This is a genomic window from Hydrogenophaga sp. (genome assembly GCF_051860785.1).
Classification (GTDB): domain Bacteria; phylum Pseudomonadota; class Gammaproteobacteria; order Burkholderiales; family Burkholderiaceae_C; genus Hydrogenophaga.
In genome coordinates, this window is the sequence record NZ_JBIMLB010000025.1 from 1 (window position 1) to 15,190 (window position 15,190).

The 15,190-nt window shown below is 65.1% G+C and carries 16 protein-coding genes; 8 read left to right on the forward strand and 8 right to left on the reverse strand.

Features of this window, described 5'->3' with window-relative positions; translation table 11 throughout:
• Nucleotides 1–29: 29 nt before the first annotated feature.
• From ACTIF6_RS23350 to ACTIF6_RS23360, 3 genes are read right to left on the reverse strand one after another with little or no spacing between them, the layout of a single operon-like run.
• Nucleotides 30–743: a serine hydrolase domain-containing protein gene (locus tag ACTIF6_RS23350; protein WP_439590142.1), complete on the reverse strand. Its 714-nt coding sequence runs from the start codon at nucleotides 741–743 to the stop codon at nucleotides 30–32.
• A gap of 2 nt (nucleotides 744–745) precedes the next feature.
• A complete protein-coding gene (locus ACTIF6_RS23355; RefSeq protein WP_439590143.1) occupies nucleotides 746–1,780 on the reverse strand; it encodes a methionine synthase in 1,035 nt (344 codons plus the stop codon).
• A 52-nt stretch (nucleotides 1,781–1,832) separates the two neighbouring features.
• Nucleotides 1,833–2,579 (reverse strand): sulfite exporter TauE/SafE family protein, encoded by a 747-nt coding sequence (locus tag ACTIF6_RS23360; protein ID WP_439590144.1) that lies wholly within the window; start codon nucleotides 2,577–2,579, stop codon nucleotides 1,833–1,835.
• Between the two features lie 189 nt (nucleotides 2,580–2,768).
• On the opposite strand from ACTIF6_RS23360, the gene ACTIF6_RS23365 reads away from it, so the two are divergent.
• Nucleotides 2,769–3,101 carry an RNA recognition motif domain-containing protein gene (locus ACTIF6_RS23365; protein ID WP_439590145.1) on the forward strand — a complete coding sequence of 111 codons (333 nt, stop codon included), beginning with the start codon at nucleotides 2,769–2,771 and terminating at the stop codon, nucleotides 3,099–3,101.
• 190 nt (nucleotides 3,102–3,291) lie between these two features.
• Nucleotides 3,292–3,849 (forward strand): glycine zipper 2TM domain-containing protein, encoded by a 558-nt coding sequence (locus ACTIF6_RS23370; RefSeq protein ID WP_439590146.1) that lies wholly within the window; start codon nucleotides 3,292–3,294, stop codon nucleotides 3,847–3,849.
• 24 nt (nucleotides 3,850–3,873) lie between these two features.
• Here the strand turns inward: ACTIF6_RS23370 and ACTIF6_RS23375 are convergent, their stop codons facing one another.
• The 4 genes from ACTIF6_RS23375 to ACTIF6_RS23390 form a co-directional block, all read right to left on the reverse strand.
• On the reverse strand, nucleotides 3,874–4,254 hold the full coding sequence (locus ACTIF6_RS23375; protein ID WP_439590147.1) for an RDD family protein: 381 nt from the start codon (nucleotides 4,252–4,254) through the stop codon (nucleotides 3,874–3,876).
• A gap of 164 nt (nucleotides 4,255–4,418) precedes the next feature.
• Nucleotides 4,419–5,993 carry an MFS transporter gene (locus tag ACTIF6_RS23380; RefSeq protein ID WP_439590148.1) on the reverse strand — a complete coding sequence of 525 codons (1,575 nt, stop codon included), beginning with the start codon at nucleotides 5,991–5,993 and terminating at the stop codon, nucleotides 4,419–4,421.
• Nucleotides 5,994–6,009: 16 nt separating this feature from the next.
• Nucleotides 6,010–6,639: a response regulator gene (locus ACTIF6_RS23385; RefSeq protein WP_439590149.1), complete on the reverse strand. Its 630-nt coding sequence runs from the start codon at nucleotides 6,637–6,639 to the stop codon at nucleotides 6,010–6,012.
• Nucleotides 6,617–7,765: a response regulator gene (locus ACTIF6_RS23390; protein WP_439590150.1), complete on the reverse strand. Its 1,149-nt coding sequence runs from the start codon at nucleotides 7,763–7,765 to the stop codon at nucleotides 6,617–6,619. The genes ACTIF6_RS23385 and ACTIF6_RS23390 overlap by 23 nt, the downstream gene beginning before the upstream one ends.
• Nucleotides 7,766–7,922: 157 nt before the next feature.
• On the opposite strand from ACTIF6_RS23390, the gene ACTIF6_RS23395 reads away from it, so the two are divergent.
• The 6 genes from ACTIF6_RS23395 to ACTIF6_RS23420 all read left to right on the forward strand — a co-directional run bounded on the left by ACTIF6_RS23395 (nucleotide 7,923) and on the right by ACTIF6_RS23420 (nucleotide 13,606).
• Nucleotides 7,923–8,366 (forward strand): hypothetical protein, encoded by a 444-nt coding sequence (locus tag ACTIF6_RS23395; protein WP_439590151.1) that lies wholly within the window; start codon nucleotides 7,923–7,925, stop codon nucleotides 8,364–8,366.
• A gap of 76 nt (nucleotides 8,367–8,442) precedes the next feature.
• A complete protein-coding gene (locus ACTIF6_RS23400) occupies nucleotides 8,443–8,805 on the forward strand; it encodes a response regulator (RefSeq protein WP_439590152.1) in 363 nt (120 codons plus the stop codon).
• Nucleotides 8,802–10,919, forward strand: a complete 2,118-nt coding sequence (locus ACTIF6_RS23405) for a chemotaxis protein CheA (protein ID WP_439590153.1) — start codon at nucleotides 8,802–8,804, stop codon at nucleotides 10,917–10,919. Before ACTIF6_RS23400 ends, ACTIF6_RS23405 begins: the two co-directional genes overlap by 4 nt.
• A complete protein-coding gene (locus tag ACTIF6_RS23410; RefSeq protein WP_439590154.1) occupies nucleotides 10,919–11,851 on the forward strand; it encodes a CheR family methyltransferase in 933 nt (310 codons plus the stop codon). Before ACTIF6_RS23405 ends, ACTIF6_RS23410 begins: the two co-directional genes overlap by 1 nt.
• Nucleotides 11,838–12,497 (forward strand): chemoreceptor glutamine deamidase CheD, encoded by a 660-nt coding sequence (gene cheD, locus ACTIF6_RS23415; protein ID WP_439590155.1) that lies wholly within the window; start codon nucleotides 11,838–11,840, stop codon nucleotides 12,495–12,497. The genes ACTIF6_RS23410 and cheD overlap by 14 nt, the downstream gene beginning before the upstream one ends.
• A gap of 17 nt (nucleotides 12,498–12,514) precedes the next feature.
• Nucleotides 12,515–13,606 (forward strand): protein-glutamate methylesterase/protein-glutamine glutaminase, encoded by a 1,092-nt coding sequence (locus ACTIF6_RS23420; protein WP_439590156.1) that lies wholly within the window; start codon nucleotides 12,515–12,517, stop codon nucleotides 13,604–13,606.
• A gap of 21 nt (nucleotides 13,607–13,627) precedes the next feature.
• On the opposite strand, the gene ACTIF6_RS23425 is transcribed toward ACTIF6_RS23420, so the two are convergent.
• Nucleotides 13,628–15,190, reverse strand: coding sequence for an ankyrin repeat domain-containing protein (locus ACTIF6_RS23425; RefSeq protein ID WP_439590157.1), 1,563 nt, complete (start codon nucleotides 15,188–15,190; stop codon nucleotides 13,628–13,630).

Sequence of the window (15,190 nt, forward strand, 5' to 3'; positions counted from 1 at the left end):
CCTTGTACGAAGACTCCAGCAGATCGGATTCAACGTGCAGATCTCACCTGCTGGCGAGGCGGTAGTTTCATCCTAGACATGCCCAGGGGTTGCAGGATGGACTCGCGCAGGAACGCGCCGAGCGTCTGGCCCGTGATCACTTCGATCACGCGGCCCAGCACGTCGGTGGCTCGGCTGTAGGCCCAGGTGGTGCCGGGCTGGTGGGCCAGCGGCAGCGCGGCCAGGCGTTCGCACAGTTCGGCGTTGGTCTGCTGGCGGCTGCCGAGCCCGGCCTGGGCGTAGAGCTGGTTCACATGCTCGTTGCCGGTGAATTCGTAGGTGAGGCCGGCGGTGTGGCGCAGCAGGTCCTGCACGGTGCTGGGCCGTGAGGCGGGCACCAGCGTGATGCCTTGTGGCCCGGTCTCGGCCACCCGCTGTTGCATGAAACGGGGGATGTACTGACCCACCGGGTCGCTCAGCAGCAGCCGGCCCTGCTCCACCAGCATCAGGGTCGCCACCGAGACGATGGGTTTGGTCATGGAGTAGATGCGAAAGATCGCGTCAGTGCCCATGGGCACGTCACGCGCCGGGTCGAGCCGGCCCACGGTGGTGTCGAGCACCACGCGGCCACGCCGCGCGATGAGCACCGCCGCGCCGGGCAGGCGGCCGCGGTCCACATCGCGTTGCAGCACCTGCACGATGCGTTGCGTGCGTTCGGGGCACAGCCCCACATCGGCCGGCACGGCCGTTGGCAAACCGTGCATGCTCATCCCCCGAAACGTTGGCGTGCGAGCGCTGCGCCTTTGGCCAGCGCCTCCAGCTTGGCCACGGCCACTTCGCGGCTCATGGGTGCCAGGCCACAGTTGGTGCAGGCGATCAGCCGATCCTTCGGCACGTACTTCAGAGCCAGCGCAATCGTGTCGGCCACCTGCTCGGGCGTTTCCACCACCTCGCTCGCCACGTCGATCACGCCCACCATCACGTCCTTGCCGTCGAGCAGCTTCATCAGGTCGGGCGGCACATGGGAGTGGAAACACTCCAGGCTCACCTGCTGGATGCTGCTTCTGGCGAGTGCGGGAAACACCTGCTCGTACTGGCGCCACTCTTCGCCCAGCGTCTGCTTCCAGTCCACATTGGCCTGGATACCGTAGCCGTAGCAGATGTGGACCGCCGTGGTGCAGGTAAGGCCCTGCACCGCACGCTCCAGCGCCGCCACGCCCCAGTCGGCGGCTTCCTTCATGTAGACATTGAAGGCTGGCTCATCGAACTGCACGACGTCCACGCCATCGGCCTGCAGCGCCAGCGCTTCCTGGTTCAACAGTTCGGCGAAGGCAAAGGCCATCTTCACCCGTCCTTCGTCATCACCGCCATAGAAACGGTCGGCCACGGTGTCGACGATGGTCATGGGGCCAGGCAGCGTGAACTTGAGCTTCCTTTTCGTGTGGGCACGCGCCAGTTGCGCCTCGAACGCGTGCACGCGGCCCTTCAGGCGCAGCGGGGCCACCACCTGCGGCACCATCGCGTCGTAGCGGTTGTTGCGAATGCCCATCTTCACCTTGTTGGCGAAGTCGATGCCGTCCACCTGTTCCAGAAAGCCGTGCACGAAATGCTGGCGCGCCTGCTCGCCGTCGCCAATCACATCCAGCCCCGCGTCTTCCTGTGCCTTGATCCACAGCAGCGTGGCGTCGGCCTTGGCCTGCTGCAATTCAGGGCCGGCGGCCTTCCATTGCGGCCAGAGCTTTTCGGTCTCGGCCAGCCAGGCCGGCTTGGGCAGGCTGCCCGCAGTGGCGGTTTCGAACATGGGTGGTCTCCAGTCGTCGTTTCAGGGCATTGTGTACCGTGGCCTGGTGTTCTCAAGCCAGCAACCGGGGAACCGCCGACGCCAGCATCGCCACGCCCGACAAGCTGAGCAAGGTGAGCACCAGCCGGCGAAAAGCGGCTTCGCTCAGGCCGACGTAAATTCTGGCGCCGATCAACGAAGGCACCAGCAGTGCCACCGCCACCAGCGGCAGCAGCGGCCACATGTCGCGCGTGACCAGGCCGCTGGCGAGGTACCCCGCCATGGTGAACGCCAGTGCCGCGAGGTTGAAGTTCTGGATGATGGCGCGCTGCTCGTCCTTGGCCATGCCGCGCAGCGTGCACCACAGCGTGGGCACCACACCGGTGAAACCGCCGATGCCGCCCATGAAGCCCCCCACCGCGCCGGCCACGCCGTCGGCCACGCGCCCCCCGCGGGATACCTTGGGCAGGCTGGAGGAGAACAGCATGATCGGGCAGAACACCACCAGCACACCGCCCAGCGCCAGCTTGAACAGGTCTGCATTCAAGTGCGGCAGCACCGCGATACCCAACGGAATGCCCACCGCGCCACCCGCCAGGAACGGCGCCAGCGCCGCCAGCCGGAAGCCACGGCGGCTGGAGACGACCGCCACCACTTGCCCGGTGAGCGAGCCGAACACCGCCATGACCGCCGCCACTCGCGGCTCGAGGCCCCAGACCCAGAACGACATGGCCACCATGCCGAACGCAAAGCCCGAAAGCCCCTGCACGAAACCGGCCACGGCGGCCCCCACCACGAGCAACCAGAGTTCGGGCGTCATGCTGCTTTTTGCCGAAATAGGACCATTCAGGGAGTTTGCCAGCCAAAGGAGCACAATACAGGGGTGCACGTCGCCATGCGATGGCACAGTTTCGGTGATTGGTCAGTTTCGCGCGCCACGGTGCACTTTCGGGTTTGTTGTGCTTTCGGGACCCCCATCGCTTTTGTTTCTATGTTTTGAGGAGTCCCCATGGGCAACAAACTTTACGTCGGCAACCTGCCTTACACCGTCCGCGACGAAGACCTGCAGCAGTCGTTCAGCGAATTCGGCTCGGTCACGAGCGCCAAAGTCATGATGGAACGCGACACCGGCCGCTCCAAGGGTTTCGGTTTCGTCGAAATGGGCAGCGATGCCGAAGCTCAAGCCGCCATCAGCGGCATGAACGGCCAGTCGCTCGGCGGCCGCAGCGTCACCGTGAACGAAGCCCGTCCGATGGAAGCCCGTCCTCCCCGCACCGGCGGCTACGGCGGTGGTGACCGCTCGGGCGGCGGTGGTGGCTACGGCGGTGGCGGTCGCTACTAAAACGCCCACGAGCACATACCGTGCTCGCGATTCAGCGTAAAAAAAGGCCTCGAAACCTCGGTTTCGAGGCCTTTTGACTTCATGTCCGTTGCGAGCTGTTTCGAGGCTTCACGCCAGCGACACGGTTTGTCACAGAAGCGCATGAAATCGAGACTAGATTTGGTTTCACAAACCCAAGAAGGAGTGAGCAATGGACAAGTCAATGATGAAAGGCATCGCGGTCGGCGGTCTGGCCATGGTGGTGCTGGGCGCCAGTGGTGTGACCGGCTACAAGACGCTGATGCAGCCGAAAGAGGCGGAAGTGGTCGCGGTGAAGGAAGTCATGGAGACCGTGGTGACTCCGCGCGAACACTGTGAAATGGTGCAGGTGCAGCGGCAGGCGCCGGTGAAGGACCAGAACCGCATCGCAGGCACCGCCATCGGCGGCATTGCCGGCGGCCTGCTGGGCAGCACCATCGGCAAAGGCAGCGGCAACACCGTGGCCACCGTGGCCGGCGCTGTTGCCGGAGGTTATGCAGGTAACCAGGTGCAAAAGAACATGCAGCAGAAGGACACGGTCTCGTCCACGGAACAGCGCTGCCGGACCGTGAACGAGAAGTCCCAGAAGCTCAAGGGCTACGACGTGGTCTACCGCCTGGACGGCAAGGACGGCACGGTGCGCACCAGCTTCAAGCCGGGCGCCACGCTGCCAGTGAAGGATGGGCAGGTGGTGACGACGCCGCCTGTGCCGATGGCGAAGTCCTCCTAAGCCGCGCCAGTTGGCGACATCTCGTCAACGGTGCAGCCTGACCACTTTGGTTCTAGCCAGAAGGTCGCCCAGGCGCCGACGTTGTTTTCCGACGATAAACATCGCATCGAAAACGCCTAGCACCAGCATGAAGACGTTCCGCACCACCGACTGCCAGTAGCGACAGGGCAGTTCGGTGGTCGAATGAACCACGGCAATTCCGATGAGCTTTTTCCCCAAGCTCTGCCCTCTTGGCATGGCATCGCAAACGAGCATATATAGCAGCCAAGCAAAGAGTGCTAGCTGCAGCGGCCATTCAAGTGCCCTGGCCAAATAGTAGAAGACGGCGCCCGCGACCAATGCCGCGGCTCCGTCGATGAACTGTGCAGTGAAACGATCACCAATGGTGGCGAGAGTCGCTGTCATGGAGCCTGTAGATGCTTGGAGGATAGGAAGGTGGCGTCGGCTAATGAGCATCTGAAATACTCGCAACGTCATTCTTCGTGCAAAGTCATCTCAGGATCCTTGCTTGATTCAAATCCCGTGGAGAAGGGAATCAAGCAGATGGTCATGCGCACGAAGCGCTTTCTTCACCGCTCCGCAATGTAGTGCGACATCCTCGCGCTCTCGCCCTCGGCCAGATACGCCCGCACCTCGGTCTCGATGGTGCGGTCCGCCACGGTGGCGCGGGCGCGCTGGTGCAGGTAGTCGGCCCACGATTCGACGATGAAGCGCTCGACGTAGCGTGAGGGTTCGCCCAGGTCGCGGTAGACGCGCCAGAAGGTGGCGCCATCGCGGCGGCGGGGAGCCTTCATCTTGCTGATGGCATCGAGGAACGCGCGGTCCTCGTTGGGGCGGATGCGGTAGCCCACCTCCACCGCCACCGGGCCGGCCTCGGGTGCAGGCTCGGCTTCCACGAAGAGTTCGTCCCAGGGGGTGCCCTGGGTCACGTCCTGGTCGCCACCCACTCGCAGCGGGAAGGGTCGCACCAGCAGCAGGCCGGCGGCCATGAGCACGCTGGCGGCTACCAGGGCACTGGTGAGACCGGCAATGTCGGAGACCGCGCCCCAGAACGCAGAGCCCATGGCAAAGGCACCGAGTGCGGCAACGATGTGCATGGCCACCGCGCGCGAGCGCACCCAGGGCGGTGCACTGCCCTGGGTGGCCGCATTCAGGGTGGACATGGCCGACATCCACGCTCCGCCGCCCACCGCCATGGCCAGATACATCAACGCGGGCACACGCACCAGAGCCGCCACCAGCATGACCACGGCGAACACCACGCATGCCGCTGCCACGATGCGGTCCAGGCTGAAGCGCGCGCGCATGCGGCCAATCATCAGGCCCGAGATGACGGCACCGGTGCCCAGGCAACCCATGAGCAAACCGAAACCTTCGGCGCCGGCACCCAGCTGGCGTTGCGCGATCACGGGCAGCAGCGCCCACAACGCCGAGCCGGCGGCGCTGTAAGCCATCACCCGCACGAGCTGCGCGAGGATGATGCGCGAGTGCCAGGCGAAACGCAGGCCGCTGAGCGTGCCGCCCCACAGGCGCTCGGGTGGCAGGTTGGACGGTGGGTGCGCGCGCGGCGGCCAGCGGCGGATGGACTCCCACATGACCAGGGTGGTGAACACGGTGATGGCGAACACCCAGCCCGCGCCCGCCCAGGCGAACAGCAGGCCGGCCAGCGTGGGACCGATGGCGCGCGCTGCGTTGTAGGCGATGCTGATGGCGGTGATGGCCAGCGGCCACTCGGCGCGCGGCACGGGGTCGATCACGGAGGAGTTCCAGGCCGGTGTGAGAACCGCCGTGCAGCAGCCGCAGACAAACACCAGGAACAGCACCGAAGCCGCGCCCCCTTTCCCGCTGAGCACCAGCAGCGCGAGCACCGCGCACGCCGCCACCTGGGCCAGCAGCGCACCCGAAATGAGGCGCCTGCGGTCGGTGGTGTCGGCCAGCACACCGGCGGGCAGGGCCAGCAGGAACATGGGCATGAACACCGCCGTCTGGACCAGCGCTGCCAGGAAGGACGAGCCGGTGAGTTCGATCATCAGCCACGCCGCCGCCATCGACTGCATGCCGCTGCCGATGAAGAACACCGCGCCACAAAGCCACAGCCCGCGAAAGGCGGGCTGTCTGAGCGGGCTCCAGATCGAAGTGGACATTCAGTTCGGGCTCACGCTAGACGATGCCGTTTCTGATCGCGTAGACCGTGAGTTCCGCGTTGTTGGCCAGGTGCAGTTTCTCCAGCACGCGCGCTCGGTAAACGCTCACGGTCTTGGGGCTGAGCATGAGTTCCTCGGCGATGTCCGAGAGCTTCTTGCCCGAGGCGATCTTCTGCAGGGTCTGCAGCTCGCGCTCGGACAGGGAGGCGTGCAGTTCCTCGCTCTCGGGCGCGCTGAGCGTGTCCACCAGCATCTGCGCCACGTCGGGCGTGACGTACTTGCGTCCCTGCTGCACGGTGCGGATCGCCCCCACCAGTTCGGCGGGTTCGCCGGCCTTGTTCACGTAGCCCCGCGCACCCGCGCGCAGGCAACGGATGGCGTACTGGTCTTCGGGGTACATGGAAACCACCAGGGTCTTCACGGCAGAGCCCTCTTCCTTCAGTGCGGCCAGCACCTCCAGCCCGCCGCGCCCGGGCATGTTGAGGTCGAGCACCAGCACGTCGCATTCCACCTTGCGCATGAGCTCGCGCAACTCGGGGTAGCTGCCGGCTTCGCCGACCACCTGGATGTCGGTGGCCTCCGAGATCGTGTCCCGGATGCCGCGCCTCACCACGGCATGGTCGTCACACAAAATCACCTTGATCATGGGGTTCCTCGTCGGCATTCGCCGCGTTGTCCGGGTTCGTGGAAGGCCGCAGCGGTACCGAAAGGATGACCGAGGTGCCCCTGGGGGAGGAGCTCACGTCGAGCCAGCCACCCACTTTGGCGGCCCGCTCGCGCAAACCCAGCAGCCCGAAAGAATTGGCCTTGCGAAGGGCCTGCGCGTCCAGGCCGCGGCCGTTGTCGGTCACTTCCAGGGTGAGCACGCCTTCGCGGTCGCTCAGGTCAATGTCGACCGCACTCGCCTGCGCGTGCTTGGTGATGTTCGTCAGTGCCTCCTGGGCGGTGCGGTAGGCCACCAGCTGCACTTCGCGCGGCACGTCGAGTTGCTCGGAAGACCGGCGCACGGTCGCGCGCAAACCGGTGCGCCGCTCGAACCCGGAGGCCAGCCACTGCACCGCCGCCACCAGGCCCTGGTCGAGGATGGGCGGGCGCAGGTTCATCATGATGCGCTGGCTCGCCCCCAGGGCGTGCTGCAGCATCTCCAGCGCGGAGCCCACGTGGCGGCGCATCTCTTCATCGGTGGCACGCCGGCCCACCCAGGCCAGATCGAGCTTCACGGCGGCCAGCGCACCGCCAATGTCGTCGTGGATCTCGCGTGCAATGTCGGCGCGCTCCTGCTCGATGCCGGTCTGCAGGTGCTCGGCCAGTTCGGCCAGGCGCTGGCGCGATTCGGCCAGCTCGCCGTCGGCCAGCGCCTTGGCCTGGCGCGTTTCCCGCACCTCAATGGCGCGCTGGATCACATGCGAAAGCCGGTGCATGCTGTCCTTGAGCAAGTAATCACTCACCCCACGGTGCATCGCGTCCACTGCGGCGGCCTCGCCAATGGCGCCGGAGAGGATGACGAAGGGCACATCGAGCCGGAGTTCGCGCACCACGTCCCAGGCATCCATGCCGGTGAAGCCGGGCAGGTGGTAATCGGCCAGAACGATGTCGTAGTGGCCCGACAGCAGTTCGCGGCGGAAGTCGTCGACCGTGTCCACCAGCACCACATCGCTCGCGAGCTGGCTGCGCTGCAAGGCGAACTTCACCAGGGCGTGGTCGACCCGGGAATCTTCGAGATGCAGGATGCGGACCGGGCGTTTTTCCGTCTTGTCTGGCGTTGCGCTCATGGTCTGGATGGGAGGGACTGCACGCCGCGCAAGTCCCGCATGGGACTCTGGCGCGGAAAACTGGTCCTGAATTCGGGCCGTTATCTGTCGATACACCAAGGGACAGATGTCGAAAATTGTAATACCCACCCCCGTACCCGGCCTACCGAGCTCCACCATGCCTCAACAGACAATGTCGCACCCACCCCCGACGGTCTCGCTGCCGGTGCACCTGGTCGCGGGCCTGCAGGACGCGCTGCTCATGGCAATGACCGACCTGCAGCGGCTCGAAGGCCTGCTCGACCACGCCACATCCAACCTGCTGGACCGCTTCGGTTCGGCCAACCGCACGCTCAGCCACATCGACGGCGGACAGACCCCCGAACTGGCACCGGTGCGCGAGGCGCTGCACCAGGCCGTGACCGAACTGCAATTCCACGACATGGCCACGCAGCTCATCGTGCACACCGGCAAGGTGCTGCAAAGCTGCGCCTGGCGCCTGGCCGAAGAGGCCATGGAGCCGGAAGAAGACGAACAGCCCATGGAGCTCGATCCCATGCCAGAGCGGCCCAGCCCGGTCACCCAGAGCGAGATGGACGCCGGCTCCGTCGAACTGTTCTGAAACACAGCCCACACATGACCCAGCGATTCAAGTCGACCCCGAAACGGTCGATGACTGACCCAACACGGAGTACGCCATGCGATCGATTCTTGCCGTAGATGACTCGGCTTCCATGCGAAAAATGGTGTCCTTCACCCTCACAGGCGCGGGCTTTCATGTGGTGGAAGCGGTGGACGGCCAGGACGCCTTTGAAAAGGCACAGACCCACAGCATCGACCTTGTGCTCACTGACCAGAACATGCCCAACCTGGACGGCCTGGGACTCACGCGCAAGCTGCGCGAGCAGGCGAAGTTCAAGACCATCCCCATCCTGATCCTCACCACCGAGTCGAGCGACCAGATGAAGCAGGCCGGCCGCAGCGCGGGCGCCACGGGCTGGCTGGTCAAACCGTTTGATCCGGGTCGCCTGATCGAAGTCATTCAAAAGGTGATCCGATGAACACGGGTGAATCCATGAGCGAAAGCCGCCACGTGGGTGACGACATCGACCTGACCCAGTTCTACCAGATCTTCTTCGAAGAAGCCGGTGAGAACCTGGACCAGATGGAGCAGATGCTGCTCGCGCTGGATGTGGAGAAGGCCGACGACGAAGAGCTCAACGCCATCTTCCGATGCGCCCATTCCATCAAGGGCGGCGCCGCCACCTTCGGCTTTGCCGACGTGGCCGAACTCACGCACCAGATGGAATCGCTGCTGGACAAGCTGCGTCGCCACGAACTGCAACCCACCGCTGCCATGGTGGATGTGCTGCTGGAATCGTCCGACGCCCTGCGCGGCCTGCTGGCCGGGCACCAGGGTCGGGGCGTGACGCCACCCGCCACCGGTGATCTGGTGCACCGCATCAGCGTGCTCGCGCATGGTGATGCTTCCAATCCGATGCCGGCGCCGGTGGTGGCGGTGGCCGCTCCGGTCGTCGCTGCGCCAGCCCCCGCCCCGGTGCGCCCTGCCGTCAAGGCGGAGCGCGTGCTCGATATCCACATTGGTCCGCTGGAGAACCCGGCCCAGGCCGATGGCATCGCCGAGCTCTTCCGCGACATTCCCGGCCTGGGCACGGTGGAAGTCCTGCCCTGTGACCTGAGCACGCACCGCGCCTGGCGCGCCACCACGTCGGCCAGCGACGCCGACCTCATGGACCTGTTCACCTTCCACGTGGGCAAGGACGACATTCGCATCGTCGAGCAGGCAGCGCCTGTGGCGGCCGCGCCGTCGTCGATCGACGAAGACCACCTCACCGGCACCGGCCACCCCAACCCGACCACCGAAGGCCGTGACTACGGCTTCTTCGAAGGTGCACCAGGCGTGCCCACGCGCTCGGCCTCCGCCGAGAGCGCAGGCACCGTGCGTGCTGCGCCGAAGACGGAGACCCGTGCGAACACGGGCGCCGGCCTCGAATCGAGCACGCTGCGCGTCTCGGTCAGCAAGGTCGATCAGCTCATCAACCTGGTGGGCGAGCTTGTCATCACCCAGGCCATGCTGGCGCAGAAAAGCCGCGAGCTGGACGACAACGCCAACCAGCCCCTGCTGGCCGGCCTGGCCGACCTGGACCGCAACACCCGCGACCTGCAGGAAGCGGTGATGTCGATCCGGATGATCCCGATGTCGGTGGTGTTCAACCGCTTCCCGCGCATGCTGCGCGACCTGGCCAGCAAGCTGGGCAAGAAAGTGGAGCTCGTCACGCAGGGCGAATCCACCGAGCTCGACAAGGGTCTGGTGGAGAAAATCACCGACCCGCTGACCCACCTGATCCGCAACAGCTGCGATCACGGCATCGAGATGCCGGAGGAGCGCCGCGCCAAGGGCAAGACCGACCACGGCACCATCACGCTCTCGGCCACCCACGAGGGCGGCTCGATCCTGATCGAGGTGCGCGACGACGGCAAGGGCCTCTCGCGCGAGAAGCTGCTGAAGAAGGCGCGCGAGAAAGGCATCGATGCACCCGATTCGATGAGCGACTCCGAGGTCTGGAACCTGATCTTCGCGCCCGGCTTCTCCACCGCCGACACCGTGACCGACGTCTCGGGACGGGGTGTGGGCATGGACGTGGTGAAGAAGAACATCACCGCGCTCAACGGCACGGTGGAGATCGACTCGGCCGAAGGCTTCGGCATGCGCGTCTCGGTGCGGCTGCCGCTGACACTGGCCATCATGGACGGCATGTCGGTGCGCGTGAGCGACGAGGTCTACATCCTGCCGCTGTCCAGCGTGGTCGAGTCCTTCCTGGTCAAGCCGACCGACATCAACACCCTTGCGCAAGGCGCGCAGGTGGTGAAGGTGCGCGAGGAATACATGCCGGTGATCGAGCTCGAGCGCGTGTTCGACGTGCCGCGCTTCGAGCACAACGCCGCCAGTCCCATCATGGTGGTGGTGGAAGCCGACGGCTCGCGCGTGGCCCTCATGGTCGACGAGCTGCTGGGCCAGCAACAGGTGGTGATCAAGAACCTGGAGTCGAACTACCGCAAGGTGCCCAACATCTCGGGCGCCACCATTCTGGGCGACGGCAAGGTCGCCCTGATCCTGGACACATCGGGCCTGGTGCGCCGTTCGAGACATTGATGACCACCCCTGCGGCGCTGCGCGCCACCCCCTCGAGGGGGCAACACCAGCAGCCCGGCAAAGCCGGTTCTGCGGTGTTTCACGATCGAACCACTTCTCTCCTCGCAGCACAGGACGGCCCGCTGGCCGAAGGCCGCGAGTTCGTGTGGACCGACGCGGATTTCGCGCGCATCAAGGCCCTCATCTACAAGAAAGCCGGCATCAGCCTGCACGATGGCAAGCACGCCATGGTGTACAGCCGCGTCTCGCGCCGACTGCGTGAAACCGGCCACGAAAGCTTCAAGACCTACCTGGACTGGCTGGAGCAGCACGATGGTGGCGAGTGGCAGGAATTCATCAATGCACTCACCACCAACCTCACCGCGTTCTTCCGCGAGCAGCACCACTTCGGCATCCTCGCCGAACTGATGGGCGCGGCGCGCTCGCAGCCCTGGCGAATCTGGTGCTCGGCCGCCTCCACCGGTGAGGAGCCCTATTCCATCGCCATGACGGCGCTGGAAGCGCTCGGCAACAACGGCAATTTCCAGATCGTCAACAGCGACATCGACACGCAGGTGCTCGCCACGGCGCAACGCGGTGTTTACAAGGTGGACGGTGTGAAAGGCCTGAGCCCCGAGCGGCTGCAGCGCTTCTTCATGCGCGGCAAGGGCAGCAACGCCGGGCTGATGCGCGTGAAGCCCGAACTGCAGAAACCCATGACGTTCCAGACCGTCAACCTGATCCAGGACCTGCCGTTTCGCGAGCCCTTCGACGTGGTGTTCTGCCGCAACGTGATGATCTATTTCGATGCCGCCACGCAGCGCCAGGTGCTGGAGCGCATCCACCGCGTGATGAAGCCCGGCGGCATGCTGTTCGTGGGCCATGCCGAGAATTTCAGCGACGCGCGCAGTCTGTTCGCGCTTCGCGGAAAGACCGTCTATGAAAGGCTTTGAAGCCCCGCTGGCACCTCGAGACGCACCAGCGCGCTCTCAGCTCGATCAGCTCAAGTCCCAACCGCGCAAGCCCGGTGAGGCAAGCTTTTTCTACCACGACCACCACTTCCACCACGACGCCGTGAAAGTGCTGCCGGGTGAGTATTTCGTCACCGCCGACGACCTGATGGTGATGACGGTCCTCGGTTCGTGCATTGCGGCCTGCATCTGGGACCCGCGCGTGCGCGTGGGTGGCATGAACCATTTCATGTTGCCCGAGGGCGGCAGCGACACCAGCGGGCGCTACGGTTCCTATGCGATGGAATTGCTGATCAATGAAATGATGAAGCTGGGCGCCCGGCGCGAGCACATGCAGGCCAAGGTGTTCGGTGGCGGCCAGGTGATGCACAGCTTCACCACCATGAACGTGGGCGAGCGCAACACGGCCTTCGTGCTGGAGTACCTGCAGACCGAGCGCATCGCAGTGATCTCGAAAGACGTGCTCGACATCCACCCGCGCAAGGTGTGCTACTTCCCCGCCAGCGGCAAGGCCATGGTCAAGCGGCTGGCGCACTCGCACCCCGAAACCCTGGAAACACAGGAACGCAAGGGCAGTGCCGCCGTGGTGGCCAAGGCCACGTCGGGCGGCTCTGTCGACCTGTTCTGAGCGAGGGAGAAAACAACATGGCCAAGATCAAAGTGGTGGTGGTGGACGACTCGGCGCTGGTGCGCAGCCTGCTCACCGAAATCATCAACCGCCAGCCCGACATGGCGTGCATCGGTGCCGCGGCCGATCCGCTGGTGGCGCGCGAGATGATCCGCGAACTCAACCCGGACGTGATCACGCTCGACGTGGAAATGCCACGCATGGACGGGCTGGAATTCCTCTCGCGCCTGATGCGGCTGCGCCCCATGCCGGTGGTGATGGTCTCCACTCTCACCGAGCAGGGCGCCGAGATCACGCTGCGCGCGCTGGAGATGGGCGCAGTCGACTTCGTGGCCAAGCCGCGCATCGGCGTGAGCAGCGGGCTGCAGGAGCTGGCCGGCGACATCGTCGACAAGATCCGCGTGGCTGCCAGCGCGCACGTGAAGCGCCTGCCTTCCGCACCCGCCGCCGGCACAGCCACTGCGGCCAGCACCCCGCCTCATGCCCCGCGCACCGCCCTGCCCCGCGTGTCCACCGAGAAGATCATCTGCATCGGCGCCTCCACCGGCGGCACCGAGGCCATCCGCGAGGTGCTGGTGCCGCTGCCTGCGGACTCACCGGCGATCGTGATCACGCAGCACATGCCACCGGGCTTCACCACCAGCTTCGCCCACCGGCTCGACACGCTGTGCCGCATCCGCGTGCAGGAAGCTCGCGATGGCGACCGCATCCTGCCGGGCCACGCGTACATCGCACCGGGTGGCCGCCACCTGCGCATCGACCGCAATGGCTCCAACTACGTGGCCGTGGTCGAGGACACCGAGCCCGTGAACCGGCACCGGCCTTCGGTGGAAGTGCTGTTCAAATCGGCCGCCCGCGTGCTCGGCCCCAACGCGCTGGGGATCATGCTCACCGGCATGGGCGCCGACGGCGCTGCCGCCATGCGCGAGATGAAAGACGCCGGCAGCTACAACTACGTGCAGGACGAAGCCACCTGCGTGGTCTTCGGCATGCCGCGCATGGCCATCCAGCACGGCGCGGCACACGAGGTGCTGCCCCTCACCCAGATCACACCGGCCTTGCTCGCGCGTCTGGCGGCGACGCCTTCGGGCGTTCGGCACCGCATCTGACCCCATTGCCACGGTCGGTCGTCACATTCCAGGCCCATGGCGCGCACGGGGATGACCCTGGTCCACATCAGCGGCCGATGCACCGGCTCCTCTGGTAGTCAGAGTCTCTGCCAGCACATGCAGATAGTGAGCGGGTGCGGGAAGCAATCTCGAGACGTCAACGTTCGCCCCCAGCAGGCTCAGTTGGTTCAGCACTTCCGTGTGGCCGTTTTCGTGGGCAAGGTCTGCGGGCGTTTCTCCGGTTGAAAGTCGCGCATTCAGGCCCAGCAGCTGCACAGGGTCGTGACCACGCTCTCGCATCGCCGGACTGAGTTCCCGATACAGGTCGAACACGGTCACCTGCCCTTCTTCGGCTGCGTAATGAGCCGGCGTGTACCCGTCATCGGTGGTCGCCGTGAAATCTGCACCCCATGCGTGCAACTGGCGCAGAACATCCACTTTTCCGTACCTGGCCGCGATGTGCGCGGGTGTATCTTTCATGCCGTTCGGTGCATGAATATCGGCTTGGCGCACGCGCAGGGCGTCGAGGATCTCCAGGCGTCCGTACCGCGCGGCCAATGTCGTCAACGAATGGTGTTCACCGTAGGCGGCGTCATCATCCAGAAAGTCGACCTGTTGCTGGGGAAGGTCCAGAGTACGGGTGAGCGAGCCCTTCCAGCCTTCCAGCAGTTCATCCATGCGCGCTCTGTCGCCCGTTCGGATGGCAAGAAGGAGACAGCTGTTGATCAACAGATCGGGCCTCTCCTCGACGTCATCGCAGGACGTTTGATAGACCTCCAGCGCGGCCTGAACCAGGGCCATGCGCAAGGGATCTCCGTCGCGGAAAGCGTCGGAGGCCATGAAAGCGGTGCACACCTCCGGGCTCAGAACCTGGTTTGTGAGCGGGTCCCTGACAGGCAGGACGGCTAGCCCCTCTTCATCTCGTGGATCCAGAAACCCCGCCAGGATGCGTTCGGCAGCACAGGCAGACAGCACACTACCCGGGACGGGCTCCATGAGCGGCACACCGTCGGGGCGGACCACCATGGTCGGCAGACGCACGGGCCGCGTGGGACCTATGAGCGTGTACGGCGCCAAAGTCACAGGACATTGCAGATCGCTGGCCAGGTTCTTTTGTGCTGGTGTTGTTTCCCTTTGCTCCAGCTCGGCGATGGCCACGGAAAGCGCTGCGCCGTCCACACGCCTTTGAAATTCCTGCGCCTGTTCGTCTGGGACGTTGGAAGGCCAGTCCGCATCCCATTCAGGCAGGGAGGCGCCCCATTCGGCCAGCGCCTTGAGCACATCGACATGTTCTCCTCGAGCAGCGCAATGACCCGGAAATTCGCGATCGCGGTTGAATTCGTTCAGCAGCCACCAGTCCTCCTCGCCCAGCAGGTTGATCAGATCGGTGTGTCCGAGGCTGGCGGCCAGGTGCGCCAGGTTGTTGCCTTCGCCATCATGCGCACGCAGGTTCAACGCCTCCTGCGGCAGGTTGCTGAAAACCGGAGCCAGGGCTTCACTCAATGCGGTGGCATCCCCACTTTCGATGGCACCGACGAGATCGTCGAGCAGTTCAAGGGTGAGGGGATGGTGAGGAGGGGGCAT